The sequence below is a fragment of the Synechococcus sp. MU1648 genome, from assembly GCF_023630615.1.
Classification (GTDB): domain Bacteria; phylum Cyanobacteriota; class Cyanobacteriia; order PCC-6307; family Cyanobiaceae; genus Parasynechococcus.
This window is the reverse complement of sequence record NZ_JAKUHI010000001.1, coordinates 204,304-228,587: the sequence shown is the minus strand read 5'-3', so window position 1 is coordinate 228,587 and position 24,284 is coordinate 204,304. Positions and strand designations below refer to the sequence as shown.

The 24,284-nt window shown below is 52.3% G+C and carries 38 protein-coding genes; 26 read left to right on the top strand and 12 right to left on the bottom strand.

What is annotated here, in order from left to right:
* The first annotated feature begins 125 nt into the window (after positions 1–125).
* The 4 genes from NCN06_RS01350 (at position 126) to NCN06_RS01335 (ending at position 2,040) form a co-directional block, all read left to right on the top strand.
* Positions 126–302 carry a hypothetical protein gene (locus tag NCN06_RS01350; RefSeq protein ID WP_166017045.1) on the top strand — a complete coding sequence of 59 codons (177 nt, stop codon included), beginning with the start codon at positions 126–128 and terminating at the stop codon, positions 300–302.
* Between the two features lie 40 nt (positions 303–342).
* Positions 343–519 carry a hypothetical protein gene (locus NCN06_RS01345; RefSeq protein ID WP_166017046.1) on the top strand — a complete coding sequence of 59 codons (177 nt, stop codon included), beginning with the start codon at positions 343–345 and terminating at the stop codon, positions 517–519.
* Between the two features lie 141 nt (positions 520–660).
* Complete coding sequence (locus NCN06_RS01340; RefSeq protein WP_166017047.1) at positions 661–816, top strand: hypothetical protein; 156 nt, start codon at positions 661–663, stop codon at positions 814–816.
* A gap of 267 nt (positions 817–1,083) precedes the next feature.
* A complete protein-coding gene (locus tag NCN06_RS01335) occupies positions 1,084–2,040 on the top strand; it encodes an orange carotenoid-binding protein (RefSeq protein WP_250398565.1) in 957 nt (318 codons plus the stop codon).
* A 49-nt stretch (positions 2,041–2,089) separates the two neighbouring features.
* On the opposite strand, the gene NCN06_RS01330 is transcribed toward NCN06_RS01335, so the two are convergent.
* On the bottom strand, positions 2,090–2,251 hold the full coding sequence (locus NCN06_RS01330) for a hypothetical protein (RefSeq protein ID WP_250398678.1): 162 nt from the start codon (positions 2,249–2,251) through the stop codon (positions 2,090–2,092).
* On the opposite strand from NCN06_RS01330, the gene NCN06_RS01325 reads away from it, so the two are divergent.
* Together NCN06_RS01325 and frp are read left to right on the top strand one after the other, a co-directional pair.
* Positions 2,174–2,761 carry a fatty acid desaturase gene (locus tag NCN06_RS01325; RefSeq protein WP_250398669.1) on the top strand — a complete coding sequence of 196 codons (588 nt, stop codon included), beginning with the start codon at positions 2,174–2,176 and terminating at the stop codon, positions 2,759–2,761. The two genes, NCN06_RS01330 and NCN06_RS01325, sit on opposite strands and share 78 nt — an antisense overlap.
* 60 nt (positions 2,762–2,821) lie before the next feature.
* Positions 2,822–3,142 (top strand): fluorescence recovery protein, encoded by a 321-nt coding sequence (gene frp / locus NCN06_RS01320; protein ID WP_250398564.1) that lies wholly within the window; start codon positions 2,822–2,824, stop codon positions 3,140–3,142.
* Positions 3,143–3,338: 196 nt separating this feature from the next.
* Here frp and NCN06_RS01315 read toward each other — a convergent pair whose 3' ends face one another.
* A complete protein-coding gene (locus tag NCN06_RS01315; RefSeq protein ID WP_250398563.1) occupies positions 3,339–3,593 on the bottom strand; it encodes a hypothetical protein in 255 nt (84 codons plus the stop codon).
* Complete coding sequence (locus tag NCN06_RS01310; protein WP_250398562.1) at positions 3,586–3,873, bottom strand: hypothetical protein; 288 nt, start codon at positions 3,871–3,873, stop codon at positions 3,586–3,588. The genes NCN06_RS01315 and NCN06_RS01310 overlap by 8 nt, the downstream gene beginning before the upstream one ends.
* 438 nt (positions 3,874–4,311) lie before the next feature.
* Here NCN06_RS01310 and NCN06_RS01305 point away from each other — a divergent pair, with 438 nt between their 5' ends.
* Positions 4,312–4,620 carry a DUF1651 domain-containing protein gene (locus tag NCN06_RS01305; protein WP_502988819.1) on the top strand — a complete coding sequence of 103 codons (309 nt, stop codon included), beginning with the start codon at positions 4,312–4,314 and terminating at the stop codon, positions 4,618–4,620.
* Here NCN06_RS01305 and NCN06_RS01300 read toward each other — a convergent pair.
* A complete protein-coding gene (locus tag NCN06_RS01300; RefSeq protein ID WP_250398561.1) occupies positions 4,580–4,966 on the bottom strand; it encodes a hypothetical protein in 387 nt (128 codons plus the stop codon). The genes NCN06_RS01305 and NCN06_RS01300 overlap by 41 nt on opposite strands.
* Positions 4,967–5,319: 353 nt before the next feature.
* Between NCN06_RS01300 and NCN06_RS01295 the strand changes: the two genes are divergently transcribed.
* Positions 5,320–7,041: a gamma-glutamyltransferase family protein gene (locus NCN06_RS01295; RefSeq protein WP_250398560.1), complete on the top strand. Its 1,722-nt coding sequence runs from the start codon at positions 5,320–5,322 to the stop codon at positions 7,039–7,041.
* Between the two features lie 16 nt (positions 7,042–7,057).
* Here the strand turns inward: NCN06_RS01295 and NCN06_RS01290 are convergent, their stop codons facing one another.
* Entirely contained in the window at positions 7,058–7,450 is a 393-nt protein-coding gene (locus NCN06_RS01290; RefSeq protein WP_166017052.1) for a DoxX family protein, read from the bottom strand.
* A gap of 465 nt (positions 7,451–7,915) precedes the next feature.
* On the opposite strand from NCN06_RS01290, the gene NCN06_RS01285 reads away from it, so the two are divergent.
* Both NCN06_RS01285 and NCN06_RS01280 read left to right on the top strand, forming a co-directional pair.
* Positions 7,916–8,089, top strand: coding sequence for a DUF8647 family protein (locus NCN06_RS01285; RefSeq protein ID WP_226398578.1), 174 nt, complete (start codon positions 7,916–7,918; stop codon positions 8,087–8,089).
* A 97-nt stretch (positions 8,090–8,186) separates the two neighbouring features.
* Positions 8,187–9,026, top strand: a complete 840-nt coding sequence (locus NCN06_RS01280) for a GNAT family N-acetyltransferase (RefSeq protein WP_226398579.1) — start codon at positions 8,187–8,189, stop codon at positions 9,024–9,026.
* A gap of 29 nt (positions 9,027–9,055) precedes the next feature.
* Here NCN06_RS01280 and NCN06_RS01275 read toward each other — a convergent pair whose 3' ends face one another.
* Both NCN06_RS01275 and NCN06_RS01270 read right to left on the bottom strand, forming a co-directional pair.
* On the bottom strand, positions 9,056–9,220 hold the full coding sequence (locus NCN06_RS01275) for a hypothetical protein (protein ID WP_226398580.1): 165 nt from the start codon (positions 9,218–9,220) through the stop codon (positions 9,056–9,058).
* A 549-nt stretch (positions 9,221–9,769) separates the two neighbouring features.
* Positions 9,770–10,189, bottom strand: coding sequence for a hypothetical protein (locus tag NCN06_RS01270; RefSeq protein ID WP_115094143.1), 420 nt, complete (start codon positions 10,187–10,189; stop codon positions 9,770–9,772).
* 173 nt (positions 10,190–10,362) lie between these two features.
* On the opposite strand from NCN06_RS01270, the gene NCN06_RS01265 reads away from it, so the two are divergent.
* Positions 10,363–10,539, top strand: coding sequence for a hypothetical protein (locus tag NCN06_RS01265; protein WP_226398582.1), 177 nt, complete (start codon positions 10,363–10,365; stop codon positions 10,537–10,539).
* A gap of 130 nt (positions 10,540–10,669) precedes the next feature.
* Positions 10,670–10,861, top strand: coding sequence for a hypothetical protein (locus tag NCN06_RS01260; protein ID WP_250398559.1), 192 nt, complete (start codon positions 10,670–10,672; stop codon positions 10,859–10,861).
* A 386-nt stretch (positions 10,862–11,247) separates the two neighbouring features.
* Here NCN06_RS01260 and NCN06_RS12755 read toward each other — a convergent pair whose 3' ends face one another.
* A complete protein-coding gene (locus tag NCN06_RS12755) occupies positions 11,248–11,370 on the bottom strand; it encodes a hypothetical protein (protein ID WP_255617429.1) in 123 nt (40 codons plus the stop codon).
* Between the two features lie 89 nt (positions 11,371–11,459).
* Positions 11,460–11,729, bottom strand: coding sequence for a hypothetical protein (locus tag NCN06_RS01255; protein ID WP_115021808.1), 270 nt, complete (start codon positions 11,727–11,729; stop codon positions 11,460–11,462).
* Positions 11,730–11,880: 151 nt separating this feature from the next.
* Here NCN06_RS01255 and NCN06_RS01250 point away from each other — a divergent pair, with 151 nt between their 5' ends.
* The 6 genes from NCN06_RS01250 to NCN06_RS01225 all read left to right on the top strand — a co-directional run bounded on the left by NCN06_RS01250 (position 11,881) and on the right by NCN06_RS01225 (position 15,027).
* On the top strand, positions 11,881–12,663 hold the full coding sequence (locus NCN06_RS01250; protein WP_226407521.1) for a GTP-binding protein: 783 nt from the start codon (positions 11,881–11,883) through the stop codon (positions 12,661–12,663).
* A gap of 5 nt (positions 12,664–12,668) precedes the next feature.
* Entirely contained in the window at positions 12,669–13,484 is an 816-nt protein-coding gene (locus NCN06_RS01245) for a metallophosphoesterase family protein (protein WP_226422482.1), read from the top strand.
* On the top strand, positions 13,484–14,194 hold the full coding sequence (locus NCN06_RS01240; protein WP_226398585.1) for a phosphoesterase: 711 nt from the start codon (positions 13,484–13,486) through the stop codon (positions 14,192–14,194). The genes NCN06_RS01245 and NCN06_RS01240 overlap by 1 nt, the downstream gene beginning before the upstream one ends.
* A gap of 68 nt (positions 14,195–14,262) precedes the next feature.
* Positions 14,263–14,520: a hypothetical protein gene (locus NCN06_RS01235; RefSeq protein WP_226398586.1), complete on the top strand. Its 258-nt coding sequence runs from the start codon at positions 14,263–14,265 to the stop codon at positions 14,518–14,520.
* Between the two features lie 4 nt (positions 14,521–14,524).
* Complete coding sequence (locus tag NCN06_RS01230; RefSeq protein ID WP_226398587.1) at positions 14,525–14,746, top strand: DUF3721 domain-containing protein; 222 nt, start codon at positions 14,525–14,527, stop codon at positions 14,744–14,746.
* Positions 14,743–15,027 (top strand): hypothetical protein, encoded by a 285-nt coding sequence (locus NCN06_RS01225; protein WP_226398588.1) that lies wholly within the window; start codon positions 14,743–14,745, stop codon positions 15,025–15,027. The genes NCN06_RS01230 and NCN06_RS01225 overlap by 4 nt, the downstream gene beginning before the upstream one ends.
* Before the next feature lie 16 nt (positions 15,028–15,043).
* Here NCN06_RS01225 and NCN06_RS01220 read toward each other — a convergent pair whose 3' ends face one another.
* Positions 15,044–15,217 carry a metallothionein gene (locus NCN06_RS01220; protein WP_226398589.1) on the bottom strand — a complete coding sequence of 58 codons (174 nt, stop codon included), beginning with the start codon at positions 15,215–15,217 and terminating at the stop codon, positions 15,044–15,046.
* A gap of 735 nt (positions 15,218–15,952) precedes the next feature.
* On the opposite strand from NCN06_RS01220, the gene NCN06_RS01215 reads away from it, so the two are divergent.
* Both NCN06_RS01215 and NCN06_RS01210 read left to right on the top strand, forming a co-directional pair.
* Positions 15,953–16,567 (top strand): helix-turn-helix domain-containing protein, encoded by a 615-nt coding sequence (locus tag NCN06_RS01215; protein WP_226398590.1) that lies wholly within the window; start codon positions 15,953–15,955, stop codon positions 16,565–16,567.
* 360 nt (positions 16,568–16,927) lie between these two features.
* Positions 16,928–18,508, top strand: a complete 1,581-nt coding sequence (locus NCN06_RS01210) for an iron uptake porin (RefSeq protein WP_226398591.1) — start codon at positions 16,928–16,930, stop codon at positions 18,506–18,508.
* A gap of 97 nt (positions 18,509–18,605) precedes the next feature.
* On the opposite strand, the gene NCN06_RS01205 is transcribed toward NCN06_RS01210, so the two are convergent.
* Complete coding sequence (locus NCN06_RS01205; RefSeq protein ID WP_115092966.1) at positions 18,606–18,836, bottom strand: hypothetical protein; 231 nt, start codon at positions 18,834–18,836, stop codon at positions 18,606–18,608.
* 83 nt (positions 18,837–18,919) lie between these two features.
* Positions 18,920–19,588, bottom strand: coding sequence for a Fe2+-dependent dioxygenase (locus tag NCN06_RS01200; RefSeq protein ID WP_115025450.1), 669 nt, complete (start codon positions 19,586–19,588; stop codon positions 18,920–18,922).
* A gap of 115 nt (positions 19,589–19,703) precedes the next feature.
* On the opposite strand from NCN06_RS01200, the gene NCN06_RS01195 reads away from it, so the two are divergent.
* The 6 genes from NCN06_RS01195 (at position 19,704) to NCN06_RS01170 (ending at position 24,251) form a co-directional block, all read left to right on the top strand.
* Complete coding sequence (locus NCN06_RS01195; protein WP_226398592.1) at positions 19,704–20,708, top strand: extracellular solute-binding protein; 1,005 nt, start codon at positions 19,704–19,706, stop codon at positions 20,706–20,708.
* A 141-nt stretch (positions 20,709–20,849) separates the two neighbouring features.
* Positions 20,850–21,434 carry a ferritin gene (locus NCN06_RS01190; protein WP_166017068.1) on the top strand — a complete coding sequence of 195 codons (585 nt, stop codon included), beginning with the start codon at positions 20,850–20,852 and terminating at the stop codon, positions 21,432–21,434.
* A 465-nt stretch (positions 21,435–21,899) separates the two neighbouring features.
* Complete coding sequence (locus NCN06_RS01185) at positions 21,900–22,193, top strand: 2Fe-2S iron-sulfur cluster-binding protein (RefSeq protein WP_115092970.1); 294 nt, start codon at positions 21,900–21,902, stop codon at positions 22,191–22,193.
* Between the two features lie 32 nt (positions 22,194–22,225).
* Positions 22,226–22,423, top strand: a complete 198-nt coding sequence (locus tag NCN06_RS01180; RefSeq protein ID WP_250398558.1) for a hypothetical protein — start codon at positions 22,226–22,228, stop codon at positions 22,421–22,423.
* A 104-nt stretch (positions 22,424–22,527) separates the two neighbouring features.
* Complete coding sequence (locus tag NCN06_RS01175) at positions 22,528–23,295, top strand: alpha/beta fold hydrolase (protein WP_250398557.1); 768 nt, start codon at positions 22,528–22,530, stop codon at positions 23,293–23,295.
* A complete protein-coding gene (locus NCN06_RS01170) occupies positions 23,292–24,251 on the top strand; it encodes an NAD(P)/FAD-dependent oxidoreductase (protein ID WP_250398556.1) in 960 nt (319 codons plus the stop codon). Before NCN06_RS01175 ends, NCN06_RS01170 begins: the two co-directional genes overlap by 4 nt.
* The last annotated feature ends 33 nt before the right edge of the window (positions 24,252–24,284 follow it).

The window sequence follows — 24,284 nt, the reverse complement described above, 5'->3', positions numbered from 1 at the left end:
TGTTCTGTAACGGTGGCAATGTATTGAGCTGATCATAGTTCTCTCTAATCGGTTGCAAACACTACGGTTTCAATTTGCAGCACCAAAAGTTCTGGGTTACTTTCCGGTCGCAAAGCCACAAGCCAATGGAACCGATTGCGTTGACTCTGGGCCAGAAATTTGAAATCGAGAAATTTTCACGGGAGATCGACAACTCAAAGGATCTTCAGGCCCTCCGCAGCATTGCGAAAGACCTTTTGGTGGCCTGGAAACAACAGCAAGCCGCCTCGGACTGGATCATGCGCCAACCGAGAGATCTCTGAAGACAGCTTGTTTCGTTCAAAGCAAATGGAGGGCAACCAAATGATCACAACGATCGCGGTGGAAAGAGATGCTCTGCGCCTTTTGCACAAGGCGATTGCTGAGGCCTACGTCAGCTGGCCTGGGGGTGATGCCAACGAACAAGCCCTCCTGTTGGACATGAAGACCAAACTCTATGCAGCCTTAATGGATCACCTGTTCGAGTCTGATTCCAATTAAGCCTTTCCCAGCTGAAGCTGTTCATCCAGTCGATGTTGAACCGGCCTGGACTGCAGTCACTTCTTTTCTACGAAGCGGTAAAAAAACTCATGTTGAACACGGCGCAATGGCAACAGACTGAATCCGCCCGCGGAGCTCGACATGCAAACCGATCGCTCCCGCCTACGTGAACTCGAGATTCGTGTCGCCAACCCGCAGCACTGGAGTGCGGGCGAAAACGAGATCAATGTTGAAAATCTGAGGCAGTTGCGCTTTCAGATCGACGATCAACTCAAGAAACTGCGCCAGCATTCATAAACCTGCGCCTCAACGCAATCAGATAAGAGCCGATCAACACCCCGAAGCCAACGGAACCGGCAGGCCCGCTCTTGTTTCAGCGCCCTACCAAAAAGCGTTAGCCCTCACGGACTGGACGACGAATACTCGACTCCTGATCAGCGACCCTGATTCGGAACAAAACCCTGCCAGGCCAATTGTTCACTAACGAACAGGAGACCAAGCGGAGCGCATATTTACACAAAGAAACATAGTGTTACAGTCCGTAAACACCTTCTTACGTCCTGGATGTTCACGCTCGATAAGGCTCGTCAGATCTTCCCGGACACCCTTACTGCTGATGCCGTTCCGGCCATCACAGCCCGCTTCCAACTGCTTTCCGCAGAAGACCAGCTGGCACTGATCTGGTTCGCCTACCTCGAGATGGGTCAGACCATCACCATCGCCGCCCCCGGCGCTGCACGCATGCAGTTGGCTCGTCCGACCCTTGACCAGATCTTGGCCATGAGTTTCGACGAACAGACAAAGGTCATGTGCGACCTCGCGGGCAAGATCAACAGCCCGATCTCCAATACCTATGCCTACTGGTCGGTGAACGTAAAGCTCTGCTTCTGGTACGAGCTGGGCGAATTCATGCGCCAGGGCAAAGTCGCCCCCATTCCCCAGGGCTACAAGCTTTCGGCCAACGCCAATTCGGTGCTGGAAGCGGTGAAGAAGGTCGAGCAAGGCCAGCAGATCACCCTGCTGCGCAACTTCGTTGTCGACATGGGATTTGATCCCAACATTGACGACACAAAGATCGTTACGGAGCCGATCGTCGCCCCCACACCGGTGGATGAGCGCGAAGAGATCTTCATTCCTGGCGTTCTCAACCAGACGATCCTCAGCTACATGCAGCTGTTGAACGCCAACGATTTCGATGAGCTCATTGATCTGTTCCTCGACGACGGCGCTCTCCAGCCCCCCTTCCAGCGTCCGATTGTGGGCCGTGAAGCGATCCTGAAATTCTTCAAGCGAGATTGTCAGAACCTGAAGCTGATGCCCCAAGGCGGCTTCGGTGAACCGACTGAAGGTGGTTTCAACCAGATCAAAGTCACCGGCAAGGTGCAAACCCCCTGGTTTGGCCGCGAAGTGGGCATGAATGTCGCCTGGCGCTTCCTGCTCGACGACAACGACAAGATCTACTTCGTTGCGATCGACCTTCTCGCCTCACCCGCTGAACTGCTGAAACTTGGTGCCAAATGACGGCCTGAAGTCCTCTGCTCAGCGAGGCCTACAACTAGGAGCACTGATCTCAGTCTCCTGGCTGATCACGCTGATCATTGGTCTGCGTATTGAGCTGAATCAGCTGCATCCCCTGCTGATCATCAGCTGGATTCTGTGTCGCAGCTTCCTGCACACCGGCCTGTTCATCCTTGCCCACGACGCCATGCACAACAGCTTGGCACCGGGGCATGGCCTGATCAATCAGAGGATTGGCCGGGTTTGTTTGTGGTTGTACGCGGGTCTGAATTACGACGTCTGCAGATCAAATCACCGCCGGCATCACCTGATGCCGGAATCAGACGCCGACCCAGACTTCTGCCCAGCCAACAACCGATCCGTTGTGGCCTGGCTGACGCGCTTTTTGCGGAATTACCTCAATCCGGCACAACTCAGCCGACTGATCCTCGTTTTAATGGTTCTTGTGCTGGCAACCCAAGCCAATCACAACCCTCCATTCATCACAGTTTCCGTCACATATCTGCTTCCCTTGCTCATCAGCACCGGACAGCTTTTCTTTGTTGGCACCTACTTGCCCCATCGCAAAGAACACCGACAGAAGAGCCATGAAGTTTCAATTAAAAGCTTGAATCTTCATCCTTTTGTATCACTTCTCGCTTGTTACCATTTTGGTTATCATCGCGAGCACCACAGCAACCCGAAAGCCCCGTGGTTCCTTTTGCCGGAACTGAGGACGGGTTGATTTGTTCACTGAGGTCTGGCCCGATCCAGACGCTCGACGCCATCCCACCTCACCCACCACATGTCTGCGACCGATTGGACCTCTGAAGAAGAAGCGGTAGCGCGGCATGCCTTCGCCCTGGGCAAACAACGGTCCGTGGTGATCTTGATTGAAACGCTCAAGGATCAAAGCGCGAAACTCGACACACCTGAATCGATCTGGAGCCTGCACGACTTTTTAAGCACCGAGCGCTACCAATACGAGGGTCGAATGGAATTTGATTTCAGCAATATTCTTTTCACATTGGCCGACATGATCAAGCAAGATTTGATTAAATATGACGATCTAAACGGACTCAATCAACTCAAATTGAGCAAGATCAAAGCCATGTCGATGTTCTGAAAAACTGCATATATTTTCATAATTCTTGCTCCTGAATGGATCAGAGAGTTTTTAGAAGTCTTCGCCGAAACTCCCCCACATGAGTACGGCTAAAAGAACAGGCGCCATCAGCGCCAAGCCAGAGATATCGTCGCAAGCCTGATTAACCCAGCACTCAAGCCATTCCTCTGAGGTCGACTGAAACTGTGTATTGAATTTAAGGATTGCTGTTGAGCTGGCTCTTCAGTTCGGAAAGACGATTCATAAGTTGCTCGTAGCGTCGAGTGGAAATTTTATCTTTGTAATCCTTCAGTGCCAATGCAAGTACGGCAATTTCCTTCTCAACTTTTCGTCTCCTGGTCTCCTTGATCGCTTCTTCGGCGAGGCCCATCAGAAAGTCTCCTCGCGGGGCATAGCCCGGAGCGTCGTCACTTGGCTGGCTTGGATCATGCAAACCGCCAGGATCAATCATCGTCGAGCGCTTTTTCGGCAACGTCAGCCGCCACTAGAAAAACATAAGAAAGTGCATTCATACGACTTGCAAGATCCCTGATTGACTCAATAATTTCTCTTCTCGACAGGCCACTTTCTCGCTGGAGGCGAATGATTTCATGGGTCAAACGAGTCTCATTGTCTCGACCGTAGCTGTACGCAGTTCCAAAACAATCCTCACTTTTCTCATCATTCCTGCAGGCTTGCGCGAAGTCCGAGGCTATTTTTTGGGAAAAATCTTCAACCCGACTGCTATCCATTATTACCAAACTGATTTGCTCAAATATAATCGATCAGGGCATGAAGTAGCATTAATTTATCAGGCCAATAATTCAAGCTTCTCACACTTACTTACAAGTCGATAGCAAAACTTTATGTTTTTTCGTTGAGAACCAAAAAGATCTTCATTGCCTGTCCTTTAAGTACAGGACAGCGCAAAACTCTCTTGCCTGAGTGGGACATTGGTCGCAATCCAGTCCTCCGGAAGCTTCTCTGATGTGTGTTTTTGACTGAGAAGAGCTTCTATTTTTGGAGCATCACAAAGGTGTGAATCGATGTTCCTCAACTGAGATTGCCATCGCCATCCAGGACACTCTGTTCATTCCCTGGCAATCCCAACGGTTCGCGCTCGATTTGGCCCACCAGTCACGATCAGGCTTGCCATCATCACGTCGGGGCACCGCTCCGGCAGCACGCGCTTGGCAGAGCTGTCTTCTCTTTGCCTTCGCCCCACCCGCTTGCCTCGATACCGCGCCACCCACGAACCAACGGAAAAGCCAGGCGGTGAAGGCTGGCTGGTGAGCCCTGAGCAGCAAAAGGTGGTGCAGTTCAAACCCGACTCAGCCACCGTCCATTCCCAGTGGGTTGCGGTGCACACCTACTGCTGGGTTCCGCCTCGGCCACCGATGCCACAGACCCGGCGGCGGATGCTCCGCCACAACGCCATCGAAGCGTGGAACACGATGCTCAAGACAGGCTGGCGGCGCTGCTCTCCCCCCGTGCGCTGATGAATGTCAATGACAAATACTGGACCAAAACAACAGCTTCCGCCAAGGTTGCAAAAGTCACAATGAATTGATGACCAACGGATCCGGCACGTGGGTTAACAATCAGCCCCCAGCAGCATTTGAGAAGCTCTGGAGAGGCTTGGCACTGGTAGGAGCCATCCACATTGGAGGGATGCTGATCAACGTCATCTTCCAAATGATGGGAAACAGCAGCTTGGATGGCATTCCTGCAAAATTCCTTGGTCTTTGACCAATCCCAGCCCGACAACGCCATAGGAATGCAGCCCCCGCTTGGACGGGGGTTTCTTTTTGCCCAGTTGAAACGAGCTGCCAGAGGAAACAGCAATCAGCAATACCGCGCAAAGACCCAGCCCGCTCATGCTGAGCAAATTTACTCATTGTTAAGAGAGATTGAGTAGCATTAAGTTCTTCCTGCATGCACGAGTTGTTCCTGAGGAGTGGGCTCTTTAGGAACCTTTTTTTCGGTAAGTTGTCCCACAGGATTGCGATGTATCCCGTAGGTGGGCCTGCGGATACATCTCTTCCTAGACAGGTTTAGCCCTTGGATTGAAATCCAAGGGGGGTGAGTGAGGGAATCTGATCACTTTTTCCTCCAAAAACCTTTGCAGTGAAGTTTTCATTGCCACAAGCAGGAGCGGGCTCCCTCGGATCAGGGCCTTTCTGCTGGCTCTGACGCTCTTGATCTGCCCCCCGATAACAGCGGCACCGATCAGCCGCGATGATCCGGAATCGGCCGACCCCGCCAGCAAGGGCATCTCCAGCGCCAGCGGATCAGCCGTGGTGGTCACCGCCAATCCCCTGGCCAGTGAAGCTGCGCTGAGAATTCTCAGGGAGGGCGGCACCGCCGTCGATGCCCTGGTCACCGCGCAAGCGGTGCTGGCCGTGGTGGAGCCCCAGAGCTCCGGCCTCGCAGGCGGCGGATTCCTCCTCCACTGGGATGCAAAGCAACGCAGCTTGGAAGTGTTGGATGGCCGTGAAGTGGCCCCCGAGCGCAGCCAGCCCGACGACCTGCTCAACCCCTCGGGTAGTCCCCTCCCCTGGCGAGAGGCCACCGCCAAAGCCAACGCCATCGGCATTCCTGGCACCATTGCCCTGCTTTGGGAGGCGCACCAAAACCACGGTCGTCTGGCCTGGGCCCACACCTTCCAACCGGCGATCCGCCTGGCCAGCGTTGGCTTTCAACCGAGCCCCCGGCTGCGGCGCTCCATTCGTCTTGCCCAGCGTTTCGGTGTGGCCCACAGCCCCGGTTTTCAGGCGCTGTACCTGCCCGGTGGCCAGCCCCCGCCGGCGGATCAACCGTTCCGCAACACCGCCCTATCCCAGACCCTGAGGCTGCTGGCCCGTGACGGTGGGCCGGCCTTCTATCAAGGGCCGTTAGCGCAGCGAATCCTCGACGGGATCAATGCCCTACAGGCCAGCGAACCAGATTTCCGTGGCTGGAGCCCAGTCGATCTGAACAGCTATGCCGTGCTGGATCGCGCCCCCCTCTGCCGCCAACAGCTTCAACATCAGATCTGCACGATGCCGCCCCCCAGCAGTGGTGGGTTGGCGCTGCTGCAGACCCTCGCCCTGCTGAGCCAGAGCAGCGATCTTCCAGGGTCCAGCGCAGCAGAGCCTGAAATCTGGAGGCAGCTGGGCCGAGCCCAAGCCTGGGCCGATGCCGACCGCCTTTATTGGGTGCGTGACCCGCGCGATGGAGCGGTTCCCACCGTTGGCTTGCTCGATCCGGGGTACATCGCAAAGCGAGCCAAGGCCATGCAGATCGCCGAGGCAACGCAACCCACTCCAGGGCTGCCACCGGGGACGGATCGCTACCCCTTCGGTCGGCCTGGTCAGGGGCAGGAGCAGGGGACCACCCAGATCACGATCGTGGATGCCGGAGGCAATATTGCCTCCTACACCTCCTCAGTGGAGACAATCTTTGGGAGTCGGCACCTGGTGGCCGGCATGGTGATGAACAATCAGCTCACCGACTTCGCCTTCAGACCCAGCCTTGGCGGCAAACCGGTAGCGAACCGTCGCCTGCCAGGACGGCGGCCGATGTCGTCGATGGCGCCCACCCTGGTGTTCCGTCATGGTCAACCGGTGCTGGCCCTCGGCAGCCCTGGCGGTCGGAGCATTCCGCATCTACTCAGCCGGGTGTTGGTGGCATCAATGGTCTGGAACGAGCCGCCAACGCGAGCGGTGGCCCTGCCCCATCTCTCCAGGCGGGGCGAGACGCTGGTGCTGGAAAATGATCCCCCGCTCGCCTGGCCGTTCCCGCTGGAGCAGCTGACAACAAAAGGGCCACTACGTCGTCAGCCCATTGGCAGCGGCACCGCCCTGGTGCAGAAAATCGATGGTGCTTGGCAAGGGGTGGCAGACCCGCGCCGTGAGGGAACGGCCCTGGCCCTGCCATGACCCAGCCAACGGGCGATCAACCCTTGGAGCGGATGTTCGTGAAGCTGGGCACTCCATTGCCCCAGGCACGGGTGATGGCCAAGATCAACGCTCCGATCAAGGCCAGGTTCATCGCGAAACCACTGTCCACCGGGAAGGTGTGAAAGATCAGCGTGGTGGGCACCAGGAACAGCAGCAGCAGGGAAGCCCCCAGCACCGTATTGCTACCGAACACCAGCAGAATCGATCCGGCGATCAACACCACAATTGCCGCCACCAGCAGAACCGATGCCAGCGGCTCAGGAATGCCCTTGGAGGCAATGAAGCCTGCCGTTTCAGCGAAGTTGCTGAACTTCCCCGGCAATGCATTCACAAACACGGCCGCCATCAGCACCCGGCCGAGAAAGTCGAACAGCTTCGAAGCAGTCATGGTCAGCAAAAGCCCGCAGGGGCACGTGAGTCATGAGCATCACCCTAGGGAGCAACTGTTCACTCTGAACAGCCATAAAAAACCCCTGAGGGTCGAGCCTCAGGGGTTGGTCCCCTCATGAACATCTGTCCGGGTCAAGCGTCGCTCAGGAGGTTGCAACACAGGGAGAGGAGAACCGCCCGCAACGGTTCGGATCTCCCCTTCCCCAAGCCGAAACAGACGGCCAAGAGCCCATCACGACAGGATCGGCGACCTACAGGTCGACGTATCCCCTGACAGGGGGATGGAGATCCGGTTGCAGAGGCAGTAAGACGGGTGCATTCACGGCAAAGCCATGAAGCTCGACCTGGCTCACGCGCAACCGATGGGACATCTCATCGTTGAGGGAAACCACAGACCATTTCACGCTCTTGCCTGTGCGCTACGGCCAGCAACACTGCGGATCGGACGGAAGGTCTCAGACCGATGACAGCCAATCCTCAACGTTTTCTCGTTCGCTACAAAACAAACGACGGCAGCCAACACACGCTGCAACTCCAGGCAGCTGATCGCCAAGAGGCGCGCATCGTCGCCATGGAAACCAATGCGTACGTGCGCCGTTATCCAACCAGTGTGGATTCAATTCTCCGGGCCGCCTGACGGCGCCTGAAAATTGTTCGAACACTCAGGTTGCTGCCCCCTCGCCTGACTGTCGATGTTGGAGATCAAACCATTCACGTCATCCGACCTTGACTTTGTGACAGGTCTGGCCCGTGAACAGGGTTTCGCTCCTGGTGTGGGCGATATCGAGATCTATGCCAACACCGATCGCCAGGGGATCTGGTTGGCTTGGCAAAACAACCAGCCGTTGGGATGCATCGCCGCGGTGACCTACAACCCCGGCTACGCCTTCATCGGCCTGTTTGTTGTGAAGCAGGACCATCGCGGCCAGGGCATTGGCCATCGCCTCTGGCGACATGCCCTGCAGACCCTCAACAGCGTGGAGTGCATCGGTCTAGAAGCAGCGGTGCAGATGGTTGGCTTCTATGAAAAAGCCGGTTTTCAGAAGGATTGCGTCACCACTCGCCGGCAGATGTTGTGCCTGAGCGATCAATCGAACAACCCGAACACAACCCTTCTCCATCGCAGCGACATCAACGTCGTGTCATTGCGCGACATCTCACTCGAGGCCATCCAGCGTTACGACGAACGCCACGAAATCAGCCCGCGCCCCCATTTCCTTGAACTGTGGCTTCGCCACAAGGCCGGGGAGGTGTTCGTGGCCATGGATACAAAGGGTGAATGCCATGGCTATGTACGCATTCGACCCTGCCTCCTCCCGATTGGCGACGGTTGGCGGGTGGGGCCATGGCTTGCAGAAGACGCTGGGATGGCATCGCTATTGCTAAACAACGCCATGGACCGCCATAAGGGAGTCGTTTTGATCGACACCCCCGGGCACAACCACTCCGCCAAAACCCTTACAACGGCGAAGGGTTTCAAGCCCATGGGATCAACGGTGCGCATGTACAAAGGCGTGATGCCGAAAGGCCACGATCGCAACGTTTATGGCCTGGCCTGCCTCGAGCTGGGTTGATCTGCCTGAACAGACCTGAGCGGCACTGATCACTCCACAAGGAATTCGCTACGCAACGCCCGCGCATCCTGGATGCGTTGCCCCATGGCGAGCTGGCGAAGACGTGTGTTCAACCAGGCACGCAGTCGTGTGGATGAGACCGACTTGTTCAGCAGACCATCCGAAAACTCAGGCGTGCCGAAGGGAATGGTCATCAACCGCGGTCGGCGGCTCAGGTTAATCAGATCACGGCCACGGCCTTCCCACTTTCAGCCGATTCAGCCCTGAAAGGCAATGCGTGTTCGTGCTGATTGCCGGGACTCGACCCACCCCCAAGAATGTGTCCATCGAGATCGGAGGCGTCCATGCGTGACGACGGTCCAACCGAGCAGACGTCAGAAGCAAACTGACTTTCAGGCCCCTGCTCCAACAGTTTTTCACACCTCTTGTCGGGTGCGCCCTTCGACGAGCCTTGTGCGAAAGGCCAGGCCGATCGGCACTCCATCTGCACCGTGTCAGGTGCCCTAAGGAGCCCCCTTCACCCGACCCCTTGGAACATGGCCCCAGGTGCCACGAGCCAGACGCTTCGACTTTCCTTCAGCCGAAAACCTGATGGAGTGCGTCATGCACAAGCGAGCGATCTAGGCCGCCCGTTCATCGGAACGGGACGGCCACTTCAAGCCTGAACGACACCGTTCAGAACCAGACCCCCGGCCCCCTCCGTCAAAGGGGTCGGGGGTCTGCTGTTGCGAAGCTTGCTTGAGTCAGGCCTTCCGCTTTTGATCCGCCTGCCGCAACTGTTCCCGCAGGATGATCGGGTCGTCACAGTGGGATCGCCGGTACAGCGCCTTGATCTTCCGGGATTCCTCATCGAGCAATTCCAACTCGACCGCATCGGCCATACCCACGGTGAAATCTGCGATCTGGCGGTCTTCAAACTGATTCTCCAAAGCCATCAACTCCTTCAACGAATCACTCATATAGAGGCAACTGGACGCCATCAATTTGAGATTTTCCCGGATTTTTAGATCCGCCTGCTCCCGCACATCCCGCGCTTGTTCGAGCGTCGCAATCAAATCACTACTCGCCGACTCCTCGCTCATGGCAGCAAACACCGGTGAAGCTGTTGCGCAACCCAGCACCAACACCAACAGCAACGCCAGAACGGATTGCAGAACCCTCATCCGAACCTCGAAAGACACGTCACGATAAAGAAGCTGACCCTGGCAGCCACCCCTCGAATGGGGGAGACGTCGCCTGGAATCAGTGCAGACAACCACTCGAATGGGTGATGTGTTGCGATCACATGTTCGCGATGCTTTGGGGGACAAGACGAGACCAGGCGCAGCAAAAGACCATGACAAGCACAACGGCCAAAGCACAACTGCTCGAGCTGCTCACCGAACCCATCAAGGGTTGCAGGGGGCTTTACGCCCATCGGCAAGACCTAATGCAACGCGTGATGCGAATGCCAGACCTGGAAGTGCGGGATCACCTTGTTCGACTCAAGGCCAGTCACTTCCCAGGTGCCTGAGGCCCACGAAGGCACAGGCCTGGATCCTTAACAAACACTGAGGGAAGCAAAGAAAAGCGAACCTGTATCAGATGTCGCAGTCAAGTCCAACTCGGAATCCGTAGGACGGTTTTGCCTCAAGCGTCGTCCCATGGCCGAGCGCCTGCATCTGCCGTACTCCGTTCAAGGCAACGGAACAGTCGAATCCATTGGACATCACGTCTACCGGGTGTGCGGCCCGGCAGGATGCACCGTCGTGATGGGACTCAGCAATGCCCTGTATCTGAGTCGAAACGTTCAGGAAGTCGGGCGCAACAGCGGCTCACGCAGGCGACTGAACTAGATCTTGCGCAAAGCGATACCACTCACAGCAGGGCCATAAGTTGCAACCGGATCCGCAGCATGAATAAGAAAGAAACACTGCATCCATTGGCAGTGGTCGTTATGTTGGGATCCCCCATCACCTGGCCCGCTGCTTTGGCGGGTTTTTTTGTGATTAGACCCCAGAGAAAGGCCTAGGTGAGCTGAACTGCAGTCCAGCCACAAAAAAGGGAGGGTTCCCTAGTCCCTCCCCTTGTTCGACGCAGATTCCCCCTGTTCTGAGCTGGGGGTCACCCTTTCATTGTGTATCGCCAAGAACCAATAAACATCGGTGCTTTCACCTAGGGACAGACAAACGCATCACCCCCACTGGCGGGCCAAGTTGGCTGCCCAAGACACAACGCCTGCTCAGGGATCCAGAACACCGGCGTCGAGATTGCAATCGGGATTGAGCTTGATCAGCATCCAGAGCAACATGGCCGAACAATCACGATCACTGACGCCGTAATCGTATTTCCAGTCAGTCACCATGGAGGTGAGCTCATGTTGAGCCTGGGTAACAAATTCATCATTCCATTCCTGCACGAATTACCCCCAAAACTTCAGGTCAGGCGTTGCATTCACTCCTCTTCAAGATCTTCTTCTCTCACATAGAAGGGCTCATCCACACCAGGCTCATCGTTCTCCAGAACCAAAACCTTTAAGGAGTCATCACTTTCAAAAACAAAAAGGCCATCCTCGTCGGGATGCACCCCCTTCATTTCGGGATGCTGATTGACCAGGCGATCGAGACGACGGTTCTCCTTCCAGAATTTGAAGCCTTTTTCAAACAGATAAACCATCAGAGCCAAGTTCACCAGCGCGAGGGCGAGGAACTCCAAGGCCTGCATAGGTCAAAACCGAGTTCTGGTGACCCTAGCGAGAGATGCAAGCAGAGCCCATAACAAGCGATACCAACCTCAACGCAATGGAGCCGAAGCGCGACAGGGCAGCCACGAGCGACCATAATGAGAATGATTCTCGAGCTTTGTGGAGGCTGCGATGGGTCAGGTGTGCCTGATTTCAGGTCCTCCGGGGTGCGGAAAAACATCCTGGGCACTCAAAACGCTCCAAGATCACGGCGGCCCCTGCGCTTACCTGCGCCTGGAGGAAGAACCAGACGCGGGGCTTGAGCAGGGAGCCGACAGCGGTATCGACCTGAGCTGGCTCAAGGACCAGATCCCCAGGCTTGAGGAGGCGACGCCATCCAATGCAGCAGACCTGAAGGAGGAGGACGATGCGCTCACGTTGATCGAAGTTCAGAGGTTTCGTACTCCCACCCAGGAGGGCATCGATGGCTTCGGAATCAACGTCCGCTCAAAGCTGGACGCATTGCAGCTGCAACCTGACCAAGTCATGCACTTTGGGCGAGACCCAGAGTTGCCTTCGAATGACACCTTGGAGTTCAGCAAGCTTGAGGCTTGGCATACATCCCTTTCAGGTTGTGTTTGGGACCCAGACAGCCTCAGCAGCTTCTGGTTTGAACTCGTCAATGGTGCCTACGGCGATGTGTACCGCGCCAAAGGATTGATGAATCTCCCCGACGGGCGTGCATTTTTCTGCAATTGGATGGTGAGCCAACAGGGATCACAGTTTCTGCCCTTGGACGCCACGGCTCCCCCCACGGGGCGCCCCAGTCGAACTTCAGAACTGGTCGTTCAAGGCAAGGCACTCAATCCTGAAGGGATGCAGGCAACCATCAACGATTGCCTGCTCGCAGATGACGTGCTCACCGCGCAACAACAACAGCTCCAGCAACAACAACAACCCACATTGGAAAGCTGACTGACATGAAGCATGCCGTCATCTCCTGTTTGCACGCCAACCTGGCAGCCGCTGAGGCCGTCCTCGACGACATTGACTCCCACGGGATCAAAACCATCACCTGTCTGGGCGACCTTGTTGGTTACGGACCACAGCCCAATGAGGTGGTGGAGTTGGTGCGGCAGCGGCAAATTGACACGTGCCAGGGGTGCTGGGATGAGGACATCATTGATGGATTGAATGCCTGTGAATGCAGCTATCCCTCCCAGCTGGCGGAACGGCGAGGCCATCGTGCCCACCATTGGACAGCCGCAACGCTGACGGAGGCCAACAAAGCATTTCTGGCCGAACTGCCCATGACATTGCGCAGAGACAAGCTGCTGTTTGTGCATGGCAGTCCCAACAGTCAGCACGAGTATCTGTTGCCTGACATGAACGCATTTGCAGCCCTTGAGCGGGTTGAAACAGCGGGAGCGGAAACCTTGTTCTGCGGCCACACCCACCAGCCCTATGTGCGCGAACTACGGCAGGGGTCCATTCGGGTGAAGGTGCAACAAAGCGATCAAGGCACACCAACAGAACATGAGCTGGAACTGCCAATGCGGCGGATCGTCAACGCTGGTTCCGTGGGGGAACCACGTCATGGGAGCACGAAGGCGACCTATGTGATCCATGACGACAACACAGGAGACGTCACCATTCGAGAGGTCGACTACGACGTCGCCAAAACCTGTCAGGCCATTGTTGATGCGGGCTTACCGGAAGTGTTTGCCTGGAGGCTCAGCCACGGATTCGAATACGCCGAGCGGGCTGAAGATGCCAGCCACGTGTGTGAGCGCTGATGGAACGCTGGGCCCTGGTGAGTGGTCTCCAAGGAGACCTGGATCTGTACGAGCAGATCCAGAAGGAGTTAATGCAACAACGAGGAGTCGCCAATCTCTTTGTTCTTGGTGATTTGATCGGATCACAACGCGAGTGCAATGCACTGCTCGAGCGTCTGAGACAGCCGCATCGCGCTGATCTCCAGCCCGAATGCATCTATGGCTGGTGGGAAGAGCAGCTGCTTGCTGAGTCTGGCTACCGCGGGGAGCGCAAGGCTGAAGGTCTCAGACAAGAGCACGGCGAGGCTGGCGTCAACGCACTTCTTGCTTCCGTGGATGCAGACCATCTCAACTGGCTGGCATCGCTGCAGTTCGGTTTCATCGAACTCGACTGCGCCCTTATCCATGGCAGTTCAGCTGATGTTGGTGACCGGCTGACAGAAGACACTTCTGCCCTGGTGTTACTGGATCGCCTGACGCGGCTGGATGTCAATCGCCTCTTCACAGCACGCTGCCAGCGTCAGTTCCGGCTTGAACTCTCCGGTGGATCGATCCAATCGCATGTGAAGGACCATGCCGGAGAAGAGCAGAGCGAACAGGCCGTACCCAAGCGCAGCGTGATCGGTATTGGCGGAGGGAGGAACTACACCCTGTACGACCCCGCAACTGATCACATCGAGTTTCGGATTGCGGGAGAACCCGTCCACGCCTCGGGGCGGGGCTTTGGCTGACTGCCTCGTTCATTCAGACCAAACAAACGGAAAGGGCGTTCATACGCTGGGGCAATCGCCATCAGTAAATGGACGATCACACCCAACAACAGCTCACAGTGCGTGAAATGGTGAGAGCCCACGCCTATCCGGTGCTGGCTGCCGTCAGCAGCCTCAGCCTGCTCAGCATTGCTGTTCTGTTGATTCCGCAAGCCGTCAAAACCGATCGCTACAACCGCTGCGTCGATGCCCAGATCGCCATGCGGGTCGCGATCAACACCGACGGAAACACACACCCGGGCAAGATGAATTACTTGAAAGCCATCGAACACTGCGAAGGCTTCTGAACCAATGACCGCCATCCAACCTTTAACGGCTCTTGCCGTCGGTGTGGTGACCCTCTTGGTAAACCAAACGCCAGGATTGGCCCACGGCAAAGGGCTCTACGCCACCGAGGCGGAAGCTCAGCAGCGAGCTGCCGAAATCGGTTGCACCAGCGTTCACGAGAACAACGGACGCTGGATGCCTTGCGCTGATGAACGGAAACTCCATCAACAGCTGCGCAAGCAATGAAAACCTCCAGAACAACGAGCCGTCAGGCACGACGCATCCACCGCTGGCTGGTGCCAATCGCCGCAGCACCACTGCTGATTACAGCAGGCACTGGCTCCCTCTACAGCTTGCTCCTTGAGCGGAACATCGATGCCTTCTGGCTGCTCAAGCTGCACACGGGACAATTCGGCTGGCTGAACCTCCAACCGATTTATCCAATCCTGCTGGGAGGGCTGACCATTGTTGTCACCGTGTCTGGGCTGACGATGCTGCTGAGGCCGGCCCGATCGAAAGGGGGTTGAGCTCACCCCAACTCGCTCACTCCGCGCAGGTGCATCCACAGGAACCGCTGCCATGGCATGGCTCGTTGTTGGGGTGGCCGCTGGCACAGGCCTCTGAACAGAAGTTCAGACCATGCAGAATCACAGCTTTAGTCTCCTGAACCTCGCAGGTGCAACGCTCACAAGCACAACGAAGTAGGGCTGAAGGCATAACGGACGGATGATCTGCGGATATCTATAGAGGCTTGAAACATCAGAGGCAAATAAAAGAACAAACCAACACAAAGAGTGAAGAAAATAGCGAGAATGATTATCAGCAAAAAAACACCACCAAGGGCTACTAAGCACGTGCAGATAAGCGCCGCCAAAAAACGTTGAAGGCCAAAAGTGGGGTTAAAGTCAAAAAGCTTCAAATGGCAGGCCCAAAAGAGAAGAAAACCAATGGTTACAGGGGAGGCAACAATTGACTACGTTCAAACGTACACAAAAAAGAAAGCTATAAATACAACGCGAGAAAATAAGAGGACCATCAAGCGAAGACATGCCATCAGAAAATATCAACAAAAATCGCCATAGAGCCAAGACACTCAATGACATCAAAGACTGGTGCTTCGGACGAGCGTCGCACCTGTCTCTTGCAGGTCAACATCAGGCCGCTCAGGCACTAACCAACGAGCACATGGAAGCCCTGGAGACGATTAGGCCGGAAAAAATGCTGTGGTTGAAGCATTAACAGGCAGAGAACCGTTATCACGACGCCGCAATGTGTCATATCGAACCTCAAAAAGAGCAAATATCACAACAACGAACAAAGCCAACAATCCACAACGTGCTATAAAATCCATTCCACACAAAACCACGATGACTTGTTTATACAGAACAGTAAATAGATAGGCGGTAACGCAACTACATCAGGAAGTATCAAAAAGCACACGTCAGCACGTCAATGAATACGAGGGACGGGCATAACCCCAGGCAGAGCAGGCCAATATTCCTTAATGCCTCGGAAACAGTGCTTCTCGATAGGCCTAGAGGCAGAGAAGACGTAGAAATAACAGTAGAAGATGGAATCGTAAGAATTGGCGCCTACCAAGAAGGCAAGACAATTGATTTGACTTTAGCTTTTGCATGCAAATCTGAACCATGCAGGTTCAATTACCCTGAAGAATTATGGATCAGGATAGAGGCGATAACAGAAACAAAATTCCAAGCAAGCTATGGCCATGATCCAGAACAAAGATCCAATGACAGCATCTTGGAATGGGTGTTACAACTACACATTGTCAGACTCGAAACAAACATAGAAAGTCGTCTCATGAAATTATTCCAACTATTAACGACCAGACTTGGTATACGTACAACAGATGGCTATTTGCTCGAGCACACTCTCACTCATGAGCGCATCGCTGAAATCATTGGAACTACAAGATCAACTGTTTCCAGAAGCATAAGCTCTCTCAGGAAATCTAATAAAATTTATATTGACGAACTAAAGAATCAACTGATATTGCCGGCAAATCAAATCAATGGCCACACCGACATGTTCCACCCTTCCATTTAGAACACTTTGACTTTTTACAGCCCTTTTTCTTGCTCTGCCGTAAATTGTCGTCGGATGAATTGGCCAAGATCCGATGGGAATCAACTTTTTAACTCTAATCGCTCCAACAGGCCCAAAACATGGAAGTGAGTAACAAATGACACAAGCCCGTCAGTCTTCTTATTGATGCCTGAAGAGACACAGCGAAGCCCCAAGCAGAGCACAGACATCTCCAAAAAGGGCTGTGATGAGGCTGATAACAGAAAAGAACAGGCAGACGTATAAAAAGCTACTTGGAAGTGCTCTATACGAGTAGCAGCAAATACAGCGCAACGGCAGTATGGGCGTGCCCAATTTGGGCTTTCCTGTGTGAGGAATTCAATGAAGCTTTTCCAGCAACTGCTGGTGGCTCCTGCTGCCCTTGGCCTTCTGGCCAGTGGCGCTAATGCCGCCGAGCTGAACATCAACGGCGTTTCTGATTACGCGGCTTCCGCTGATCAGGTGACCAGCGTCACCCAATTCTCTGACGTCTACCCCACCGACTGGGCCTATCAGGCTCTGGCGAACCTGGTGGAGCAGTACGGCTGCGTGGCCGGCTACCCCAACGGCACCTTCCGTGGCAACCGGGCCATGACCCGCTACGAAGCGGCTGCCCTGCTGAACGCTTGCCTCGACCGGATCACTGAAGTGACCGACGAGCTGCGTCGCCTGCTCAAGGAATTCGAAACCGAGCTGGCCATCCTCAAGGGTCGCGTTGACGGCCTCGAGGCTCGTGTTGGCGAACTGGAAGCAACCCAGTTCTCCACCACCACCAAACTGCGTGGTCAGGCTGACTTCTTCACTGGCGCAGTGAAGTATGCCGATCGCGACGAGTGCAACGAGAAATCGCCTGGTTCCTGCGAAAGCGATGGATTCAGCTTCTCCTATCGCTACACGCTGAACCTCGACACTTCCTTCACCGGCAAGGATCGCTTGTACACCCGTCTTCGCACGGGCAACATGAAGAACGTCTGGACCGAATCAGACTCTTATCTGGCTGATGCCAAGAGCGGTGACAACACCATCAAGGTTGACAAGCTCTGGTACAGCTTCCCGATCGGCAACGAGTTCAAGGTCACCGTTGGTGCGTTGATCGAGAACTACTACATGATCGAAACGCCAACCCGTTACAAGCCGATCCTCAAGGCATTCAAACTGGGTGGTTACGGCGCTGTTCTGGGTGCCAGCACAGGCCAAGGCTTTGGTGTGCAGTGGCGTCAGGATGTCGATCCTGGTGACGCAGCCTTCAACATTGCTGTGAACTACGTTGCCGACGGTGGTGACGGTGCGAAGAGCGGTTCTAAAAAGCAAATGTTCGGTGAAGACACCGATGCCTACCTGCTCAGCCAAGTTGGCTACGGCAACCGCAAGTGGCATGTTTCAGCGCTCTACGCACTGAAGAATGCTCAGCAGGACAAGGTTTGTGTCACTGACGAGCTGGGTGTGAAAACCTGCACGATCAAGACAGAAGCCAAGGCGGCTATGGGTTACTCCACACCCACGGCAAAGGATCTGGCTCACCCCATCCACGCCGTTGGCCTTCGCGGCTACTGGTCACCTGAAGACAGCGGATTCATTCCCACCATCAGTGCGGGCCTTGACTTCGGTTGGGCTGATAGTGAATACCGCGGCAACTCCGAAGCCGTTAAGGGCTGGATGGTTGGCCTGAACTGGAATGACGCCTTCATGGAAGGCAACAAGCTGGGACTTGGCTTTGGTTCCTACTCCAGCTACGCCACCGAAGTTCAGGGGCAAAAGGCTGACGACCAGAACTTTGCAATCGAAGGTTATTACGACTTCCGTGTGACCGACAACATCACCATCACACCTGCTGTGTTCTGGGTTGATGATGCAAAGGGCAAACATCAAGTGAATGGAGCCAACAAGTTTGGCGGTCTCGTCAAGACGACCTTCAAATTCTGATCCACATTTGATCAACAGACTGGCGCCCCGCGGGGCGCTTTTTTTTTACATAAAAAAGAGGGGCGAATGCCCCTCAAATAATCTCACAAGATTAGATTCACCAGCAGTTCTCGCCCTCACCGATGGGAACACAGACATCCTCTTGTTCTGCCTTTTTCTTTAAGGCTGCTGCATCGGAGTCCATGACGCTTTCTTCATCAACACCTTGGTCGGTGTTCCATTCTTGAAGTCCACCAGCATTCTGAGCATGGACAACTGGAACAGCTGCAGAGGCAACGAGAAGCGAGGTGGCTGCTGCAAAAACAGAAATTGCGGATGGCTTGGCCATAAACAGACCTAAAATTCTATTATGCCAAATCTCAATCAGAAATAGTCATTAACGACGCAGCTGGCAAGGTCAAAAGCTACAAATCAGGAAGATAGGCGCCGGATAGCATTTGTATAACTTTGAAAAATCAAATCAAGTTCATCAGACCGACCATGACGGGCAAGCAATCCGCGAGCACCAGCATCGAGATTAAAAAGTAAGGAACGGTCTTCCGCAGACTTCACATAGCTTTCAATCCAACCAACACAAACGAATCGTGTTCCACCAATAACAGGTTGAACACAATGGAGAAGGGAGGAAGGATAGACAACAACTTGGCCAGGAGACAATCGAAATTCTGTAGTCTTATCTCCACCACTTTGAATTGACAAGGAGCCTCCCTGGTAGGAGTCTTCATCACTTAAAAAGACTGTAAAAGACAGGTCACGTCGACCATAACGAGAGAAAGGGTTATCGACATGCCAACCATAACCATCTCCAGAGTCAGATCTAGAAACCAGAAGGCTGTGAACCTTGCGAACAAGCGTAAAGCTCTTAATTAATGGATCGCTGGTAAGTGCTGTTGATATTCGGTTGGTAATTGAAAGAGTAAGCTCCGAATTTGGGTCAAGTTGATGATTCTTCTTGACTAACGACGCCTGATCACCCGCCGTTAGACGACCATCGCGCCAAGGGAGGTTAGGGGCCAGGAGTCGTTGTTGAATATCTTGTATTTCATCAAAAGGCAACAGGGGATGGGTAATAAATTCCATCGATCAAAGAGAAAACGACATTGAGTTGCACAGAGCATTTGCTACATAAGCTGCGTTCATATAAGCTGACAATTCACGTGACCGAACTAATATAGAGGTGTATGTGATTCTAGACATGCTCAAATTCCTTGCCACCCTGCTACTAGTGGCCCCGTTCGCCGCCATACCTTCAGCAGAGTCGAAAGAAGTAAGAGTTTACTCAGGCCGTCACTACAATACTGATAGAAAAGCATTCAAACAATTTAGCCAGCAAACTGGAATCAAAGTAAGACTGATCGAAGCAACAGGGATTTCACTTGTTGAAAGGCTTAAGAGAGAAGGGGCCAATTCAAAAGCAGATGTAATTCTTCTGGTTGACTCGGCGAGAATCAACAACGCTGCTGAGGCAGGGCTGCTGCAACCCGTAAAGACGGATAAACTGCTATCGAACATCCCCGCACGTTATCGAGATCCTGCAAATCGATGGTTTGGTTTCACAAGACGCATAAGAGCAATTATTGTTAATCCAAATATCGTCAATCCAAATACAATTGAAACATATGCAGATTTATCAAATCCAAGCTTGAAAGGCAAACTGTGCCTACGCAAACGGAAGAACGTATATAACCAGTCGCTTGTGGCAGACCAAATTATTCTGAAGGGCCAAGCGAAAGCAAGTTCATGGGTCAAGCAAATGGTCAGCAATGTAAGCCAACCATACTTCTCCGGTGACGTTTCACTAATTCGCGCAGTGGGGCAAGGAAAATGTGGAGTCGCGCTAGTAAATCATTATTACCTGGCGAGAATGCAAGCAGGAGCAAGTGGAAAGAATGATCAGAAATTAACCTCAGGAATAAAATTAATCATGCCAAATCCAGCCCATGTGAATATCAGTGCAGCTGGAGTCGCAAAATCAGCTCAAAACAAAAAAGAGGCGATCGAGTTTATTGAGTTCCTTTCATCTCCACAAGGAACTCGATCGATCGCAGGCCCAACATTTGAGTACCCACTAAAAGGGTTTGGGACGTCAAAAGAATTGAAAAAGTTTGGTCGGTTCACTCCGGACAATGTCTCAATAAGCGCTCTTGGGTCAACACAAAAAGCTGCAATACAAGTAATGGCCAACGCTGGCTGGCGGTGATTCGGAAACCAAAAAATATCAAAAACATCAATCCAGTCATCATCTTTTGATAATGACTCTCATTTAACTTGGTGCATATAACACACGCTTTCTACAATTCGATTCGCAAGCACGTATCATTTGATCAATTGCTCAAGAGGAATGCTTTCAACATCCCGCTCGAATGCTGCGACTTCTATTGAAACTGGCCCTTCAGGTCGGGCAGTTGCGGAAGCAATAAGTCCTGAACTTTTGAATGCCATCCAAGACCACCTCAACATGGAAAGGCAGGCACACGCCTCATATTTCGCCGCAGCAATCTGGTTTGCTGAACGAACACTGAAGGGGTTTTCTCGATTCTTCCGAGACGAATCAAGCAGTGAGCATGAGCATGCTGCACAATTCGCCGAATACATCATCGCTCGCGGTCAGAGCGTTGAACTGAAGACCGTTGAGGCTCCGTTGCAGAACTGGGAATCGCCAGCCGATGTCATGGCATCTGCATTTCAAATGGAGGTTGATGTGACGGCCTCATTGCAACAGCTTTACTCCATGGCAGAGAGAGTGAGTGATACACGAACAACAGTATTCCTCGACCCCATGGTTGAGATGCAAACACAATCTGAATATGAATTCGGACATATGCTGGGACGCGTCAAATTCGCCGATAATCAAGCGGCAGCCTTATTGCTCATCGACAGCGAGCTGGATCAAGGGAATAACAAACCAGCCTCTCTTCAGGCATAAGTGAGAAAATCACTCCTTGAGACAGGATCAATTACGGACATCTTTATCATGAGGATGTCCGTAATCCTTGTGGATCAATAATAAAACATTTTATGTCGCGCATAAGTGATTTAGGTGAGACCTCTAAATACTCAGCAATTAGCTTATGTGTCCACCCTTGATTCCTTAGGGCCATAGCAATCTTCAAGCGTTTTTTACGCCAACCGCTTGCATGCCCTAAGTAGTGAGAGACCTTGGGAGAAGATTGAGTATCCATTTGTAGAATTTACTCCTATAAAAAATACGCCATACCCATTCCCGAATCATTCCATAAACATACCAATAAGAGTATTGCAAGGATCACTCAATCAAACAAAAGCAACACCACCCAAGAGAAGCTATACATGTAACCAATGGAACATTAAGATGGTAAAATTTAATCAGGTAATTTGCATGCTTAAGGTAATGTAGATTTTATTTTCAAAAATGGCGTCGTTCAAAATTGAATTGAGACTCCCTGATGGAACAAAACATTTTGAATGCCCTGATGATGAATATGTACTTGAAGCAGCAGAGCAAGCTGGGATTGACATGAGTTATTCCTGTAGAGCGGGAGCATGCAGCACCTGTGTGGGAAAAATCATTCAAGGAACAATTGACCAATCAGATCAGAGTTTTCTAGACGACGACCAAATGGAAAATGGTTATACACTGCTTTGCGTAGCATATGCCACATCAGATTTAGTCGTAAAGACAGATTGCGAAGATGAGCTTTGGTGAGGATAGAGATATTCATTTAATTGAGTAGACAAATGGCTGAAACGCACAAAAGCGAATCAAGTCTTGTGGAGCAATATCTGCACATTGCATGCTTCAACAAAATCAGCGATAGTATCTTTAGAGACATGCTTGACTACGAAGCTAAAGCCGATCCCATCGAAAAGAAATTGATTAAGAGGATAAGAGATCAAGTAGAGCAGGGCAAAGTTATGCTTTCTTGTCCCGATTAGAAAAACACTGTGACAACTCCACTTGTAATAAAGAATACATTGATCTGTTTATTCTGGGGAGAGAAGCGGCTCGAAGCGTAAGAGGATAACTAAAATAGAAAAGCATGAAAGAAAATAAAATAATTTGGGTTGATCTTCAACCATCGTTGTATTGTCTTTTTAAACGTACGGCTCAGGCTTTAAGCCAGCAGTATGGTGTTAAGCGATGGTCATTCGAACATGACCCTGATGAATCATGTGATGTTGATATCATTCATGCCCTTTTAAAGCAAACGGTAGAGGATTCTTCCGAACCAGTTCACCTTGTAGGACATGGAATAAGTGGTTCAGTAGCCTATCTATACGCAAAAAAATATCCGCAGAATGTTTCCTCAGTTTCATTGTTGTCTGTAGATTCCCAATCAAGCAATCAATGGACATCCCACTATCAAGCCATGAGAAGTCAATTACCATGCTCTCGATTTCATATATTAAACCACTTAAGTCGTCTCCTCATAGACACCCATGCCGATCATGTGCAAATCATAATCGCAAGACTCTTGGCAAAGTGCCTAGACAATGATTTCGTTAATGGATCAATTGTCGGACATACACAGATAGAGAATCTGGACCAAATCAATATTCCAATCCTTGTGATTAATGGCGGCAAAGATTTTATCATTGATCAATGCAGCTACAAACGTTGGCAGGGGCATTTAAAACCAGGAGACTGTTATCAAAGAATCAGTAGTGGTAGACATTTTTTTCCATTCTCTGAATGGAATCAAACCGCAAAAATGATTGATTCTTTTATCGACATGATACCCAACAAAAGTTCAGAGCTAGCTTCTGAAAATATTCAAGACTTGAGTATTATCAAACGATTCTCATGACAGATATCAATAATGCAGATGTTGTAATCATCGGTGGAGGACCTGCAGGGTGTTCCTGTGCTTTGTATACAGCAAGATCGAATCTATCAACAATCATCCTGGATAAGAATCCAGCTGTTGGAGCACTAGCGATCACTCACAAAATTGCCAACTACCCTGGCGTGGCAGGTGATGCATCAGGAGAAGAGCTCCTGAAAACAATGAGAGATCAGGCAATCAGCTATGGGGCTGAATATAAACAAGCCCAAGTATATGGAATCAGTATGTCGGATACTGAAAAGATCGTTTACACACCGGAGGGAACATTCGTCGGCAAGACCTTAGTGCTAGCGACGGGTGCGATGGGTAGAGCATCGACACTACCCGGTGAAAATGAGTTTCTTGGCAGAGGTGTAAGTTACTGCGCAACTTGTGATGGCGCATTCTACAAAAATCAAGAAGTTGTGGTCTATGGATCAAACCAAGAAGCAATCGATGAAGCACTTGTTCTGACAAAGTTCGCATCAACAGTACATTGGGTAACCAACAACAAGCCAAACTTAAATTCAGTTGAAGTTCAGATATTACTTGATTCCAGCAATGTCAAGCATTGGAAAAGAACACGATTAAACTCTATTGAAGGAGACGAGAATGGAGTAGCCAGCGTCAAAGTGCAATCCTTTGGACAAGACAATACTCAAGAAATATTTGTTCAAGGTGCATTTGTTTACTCCACTGGCTCATTACCGATCACCGACTACCTCCAAGAGCAAATACCAATCAATGCCAATGGAGGAGTTCGTGTCAACAATGACATGATGACGGATGTGGAAGGTGTTTGGGCAATCGGTGACATTCGCAACACTCCCTTCAAGCAGGCTGTTGTCGCTTGTTCAGATGGTTGCATTGCAGCGATGGCGATTGATAAGTATCTCAACCAGCGCAAGGACGTTCGTGTGGATTGGGTACACCGTTAAAAAAAAAGCGCCCTTACAGGCGCTTTTGATTAA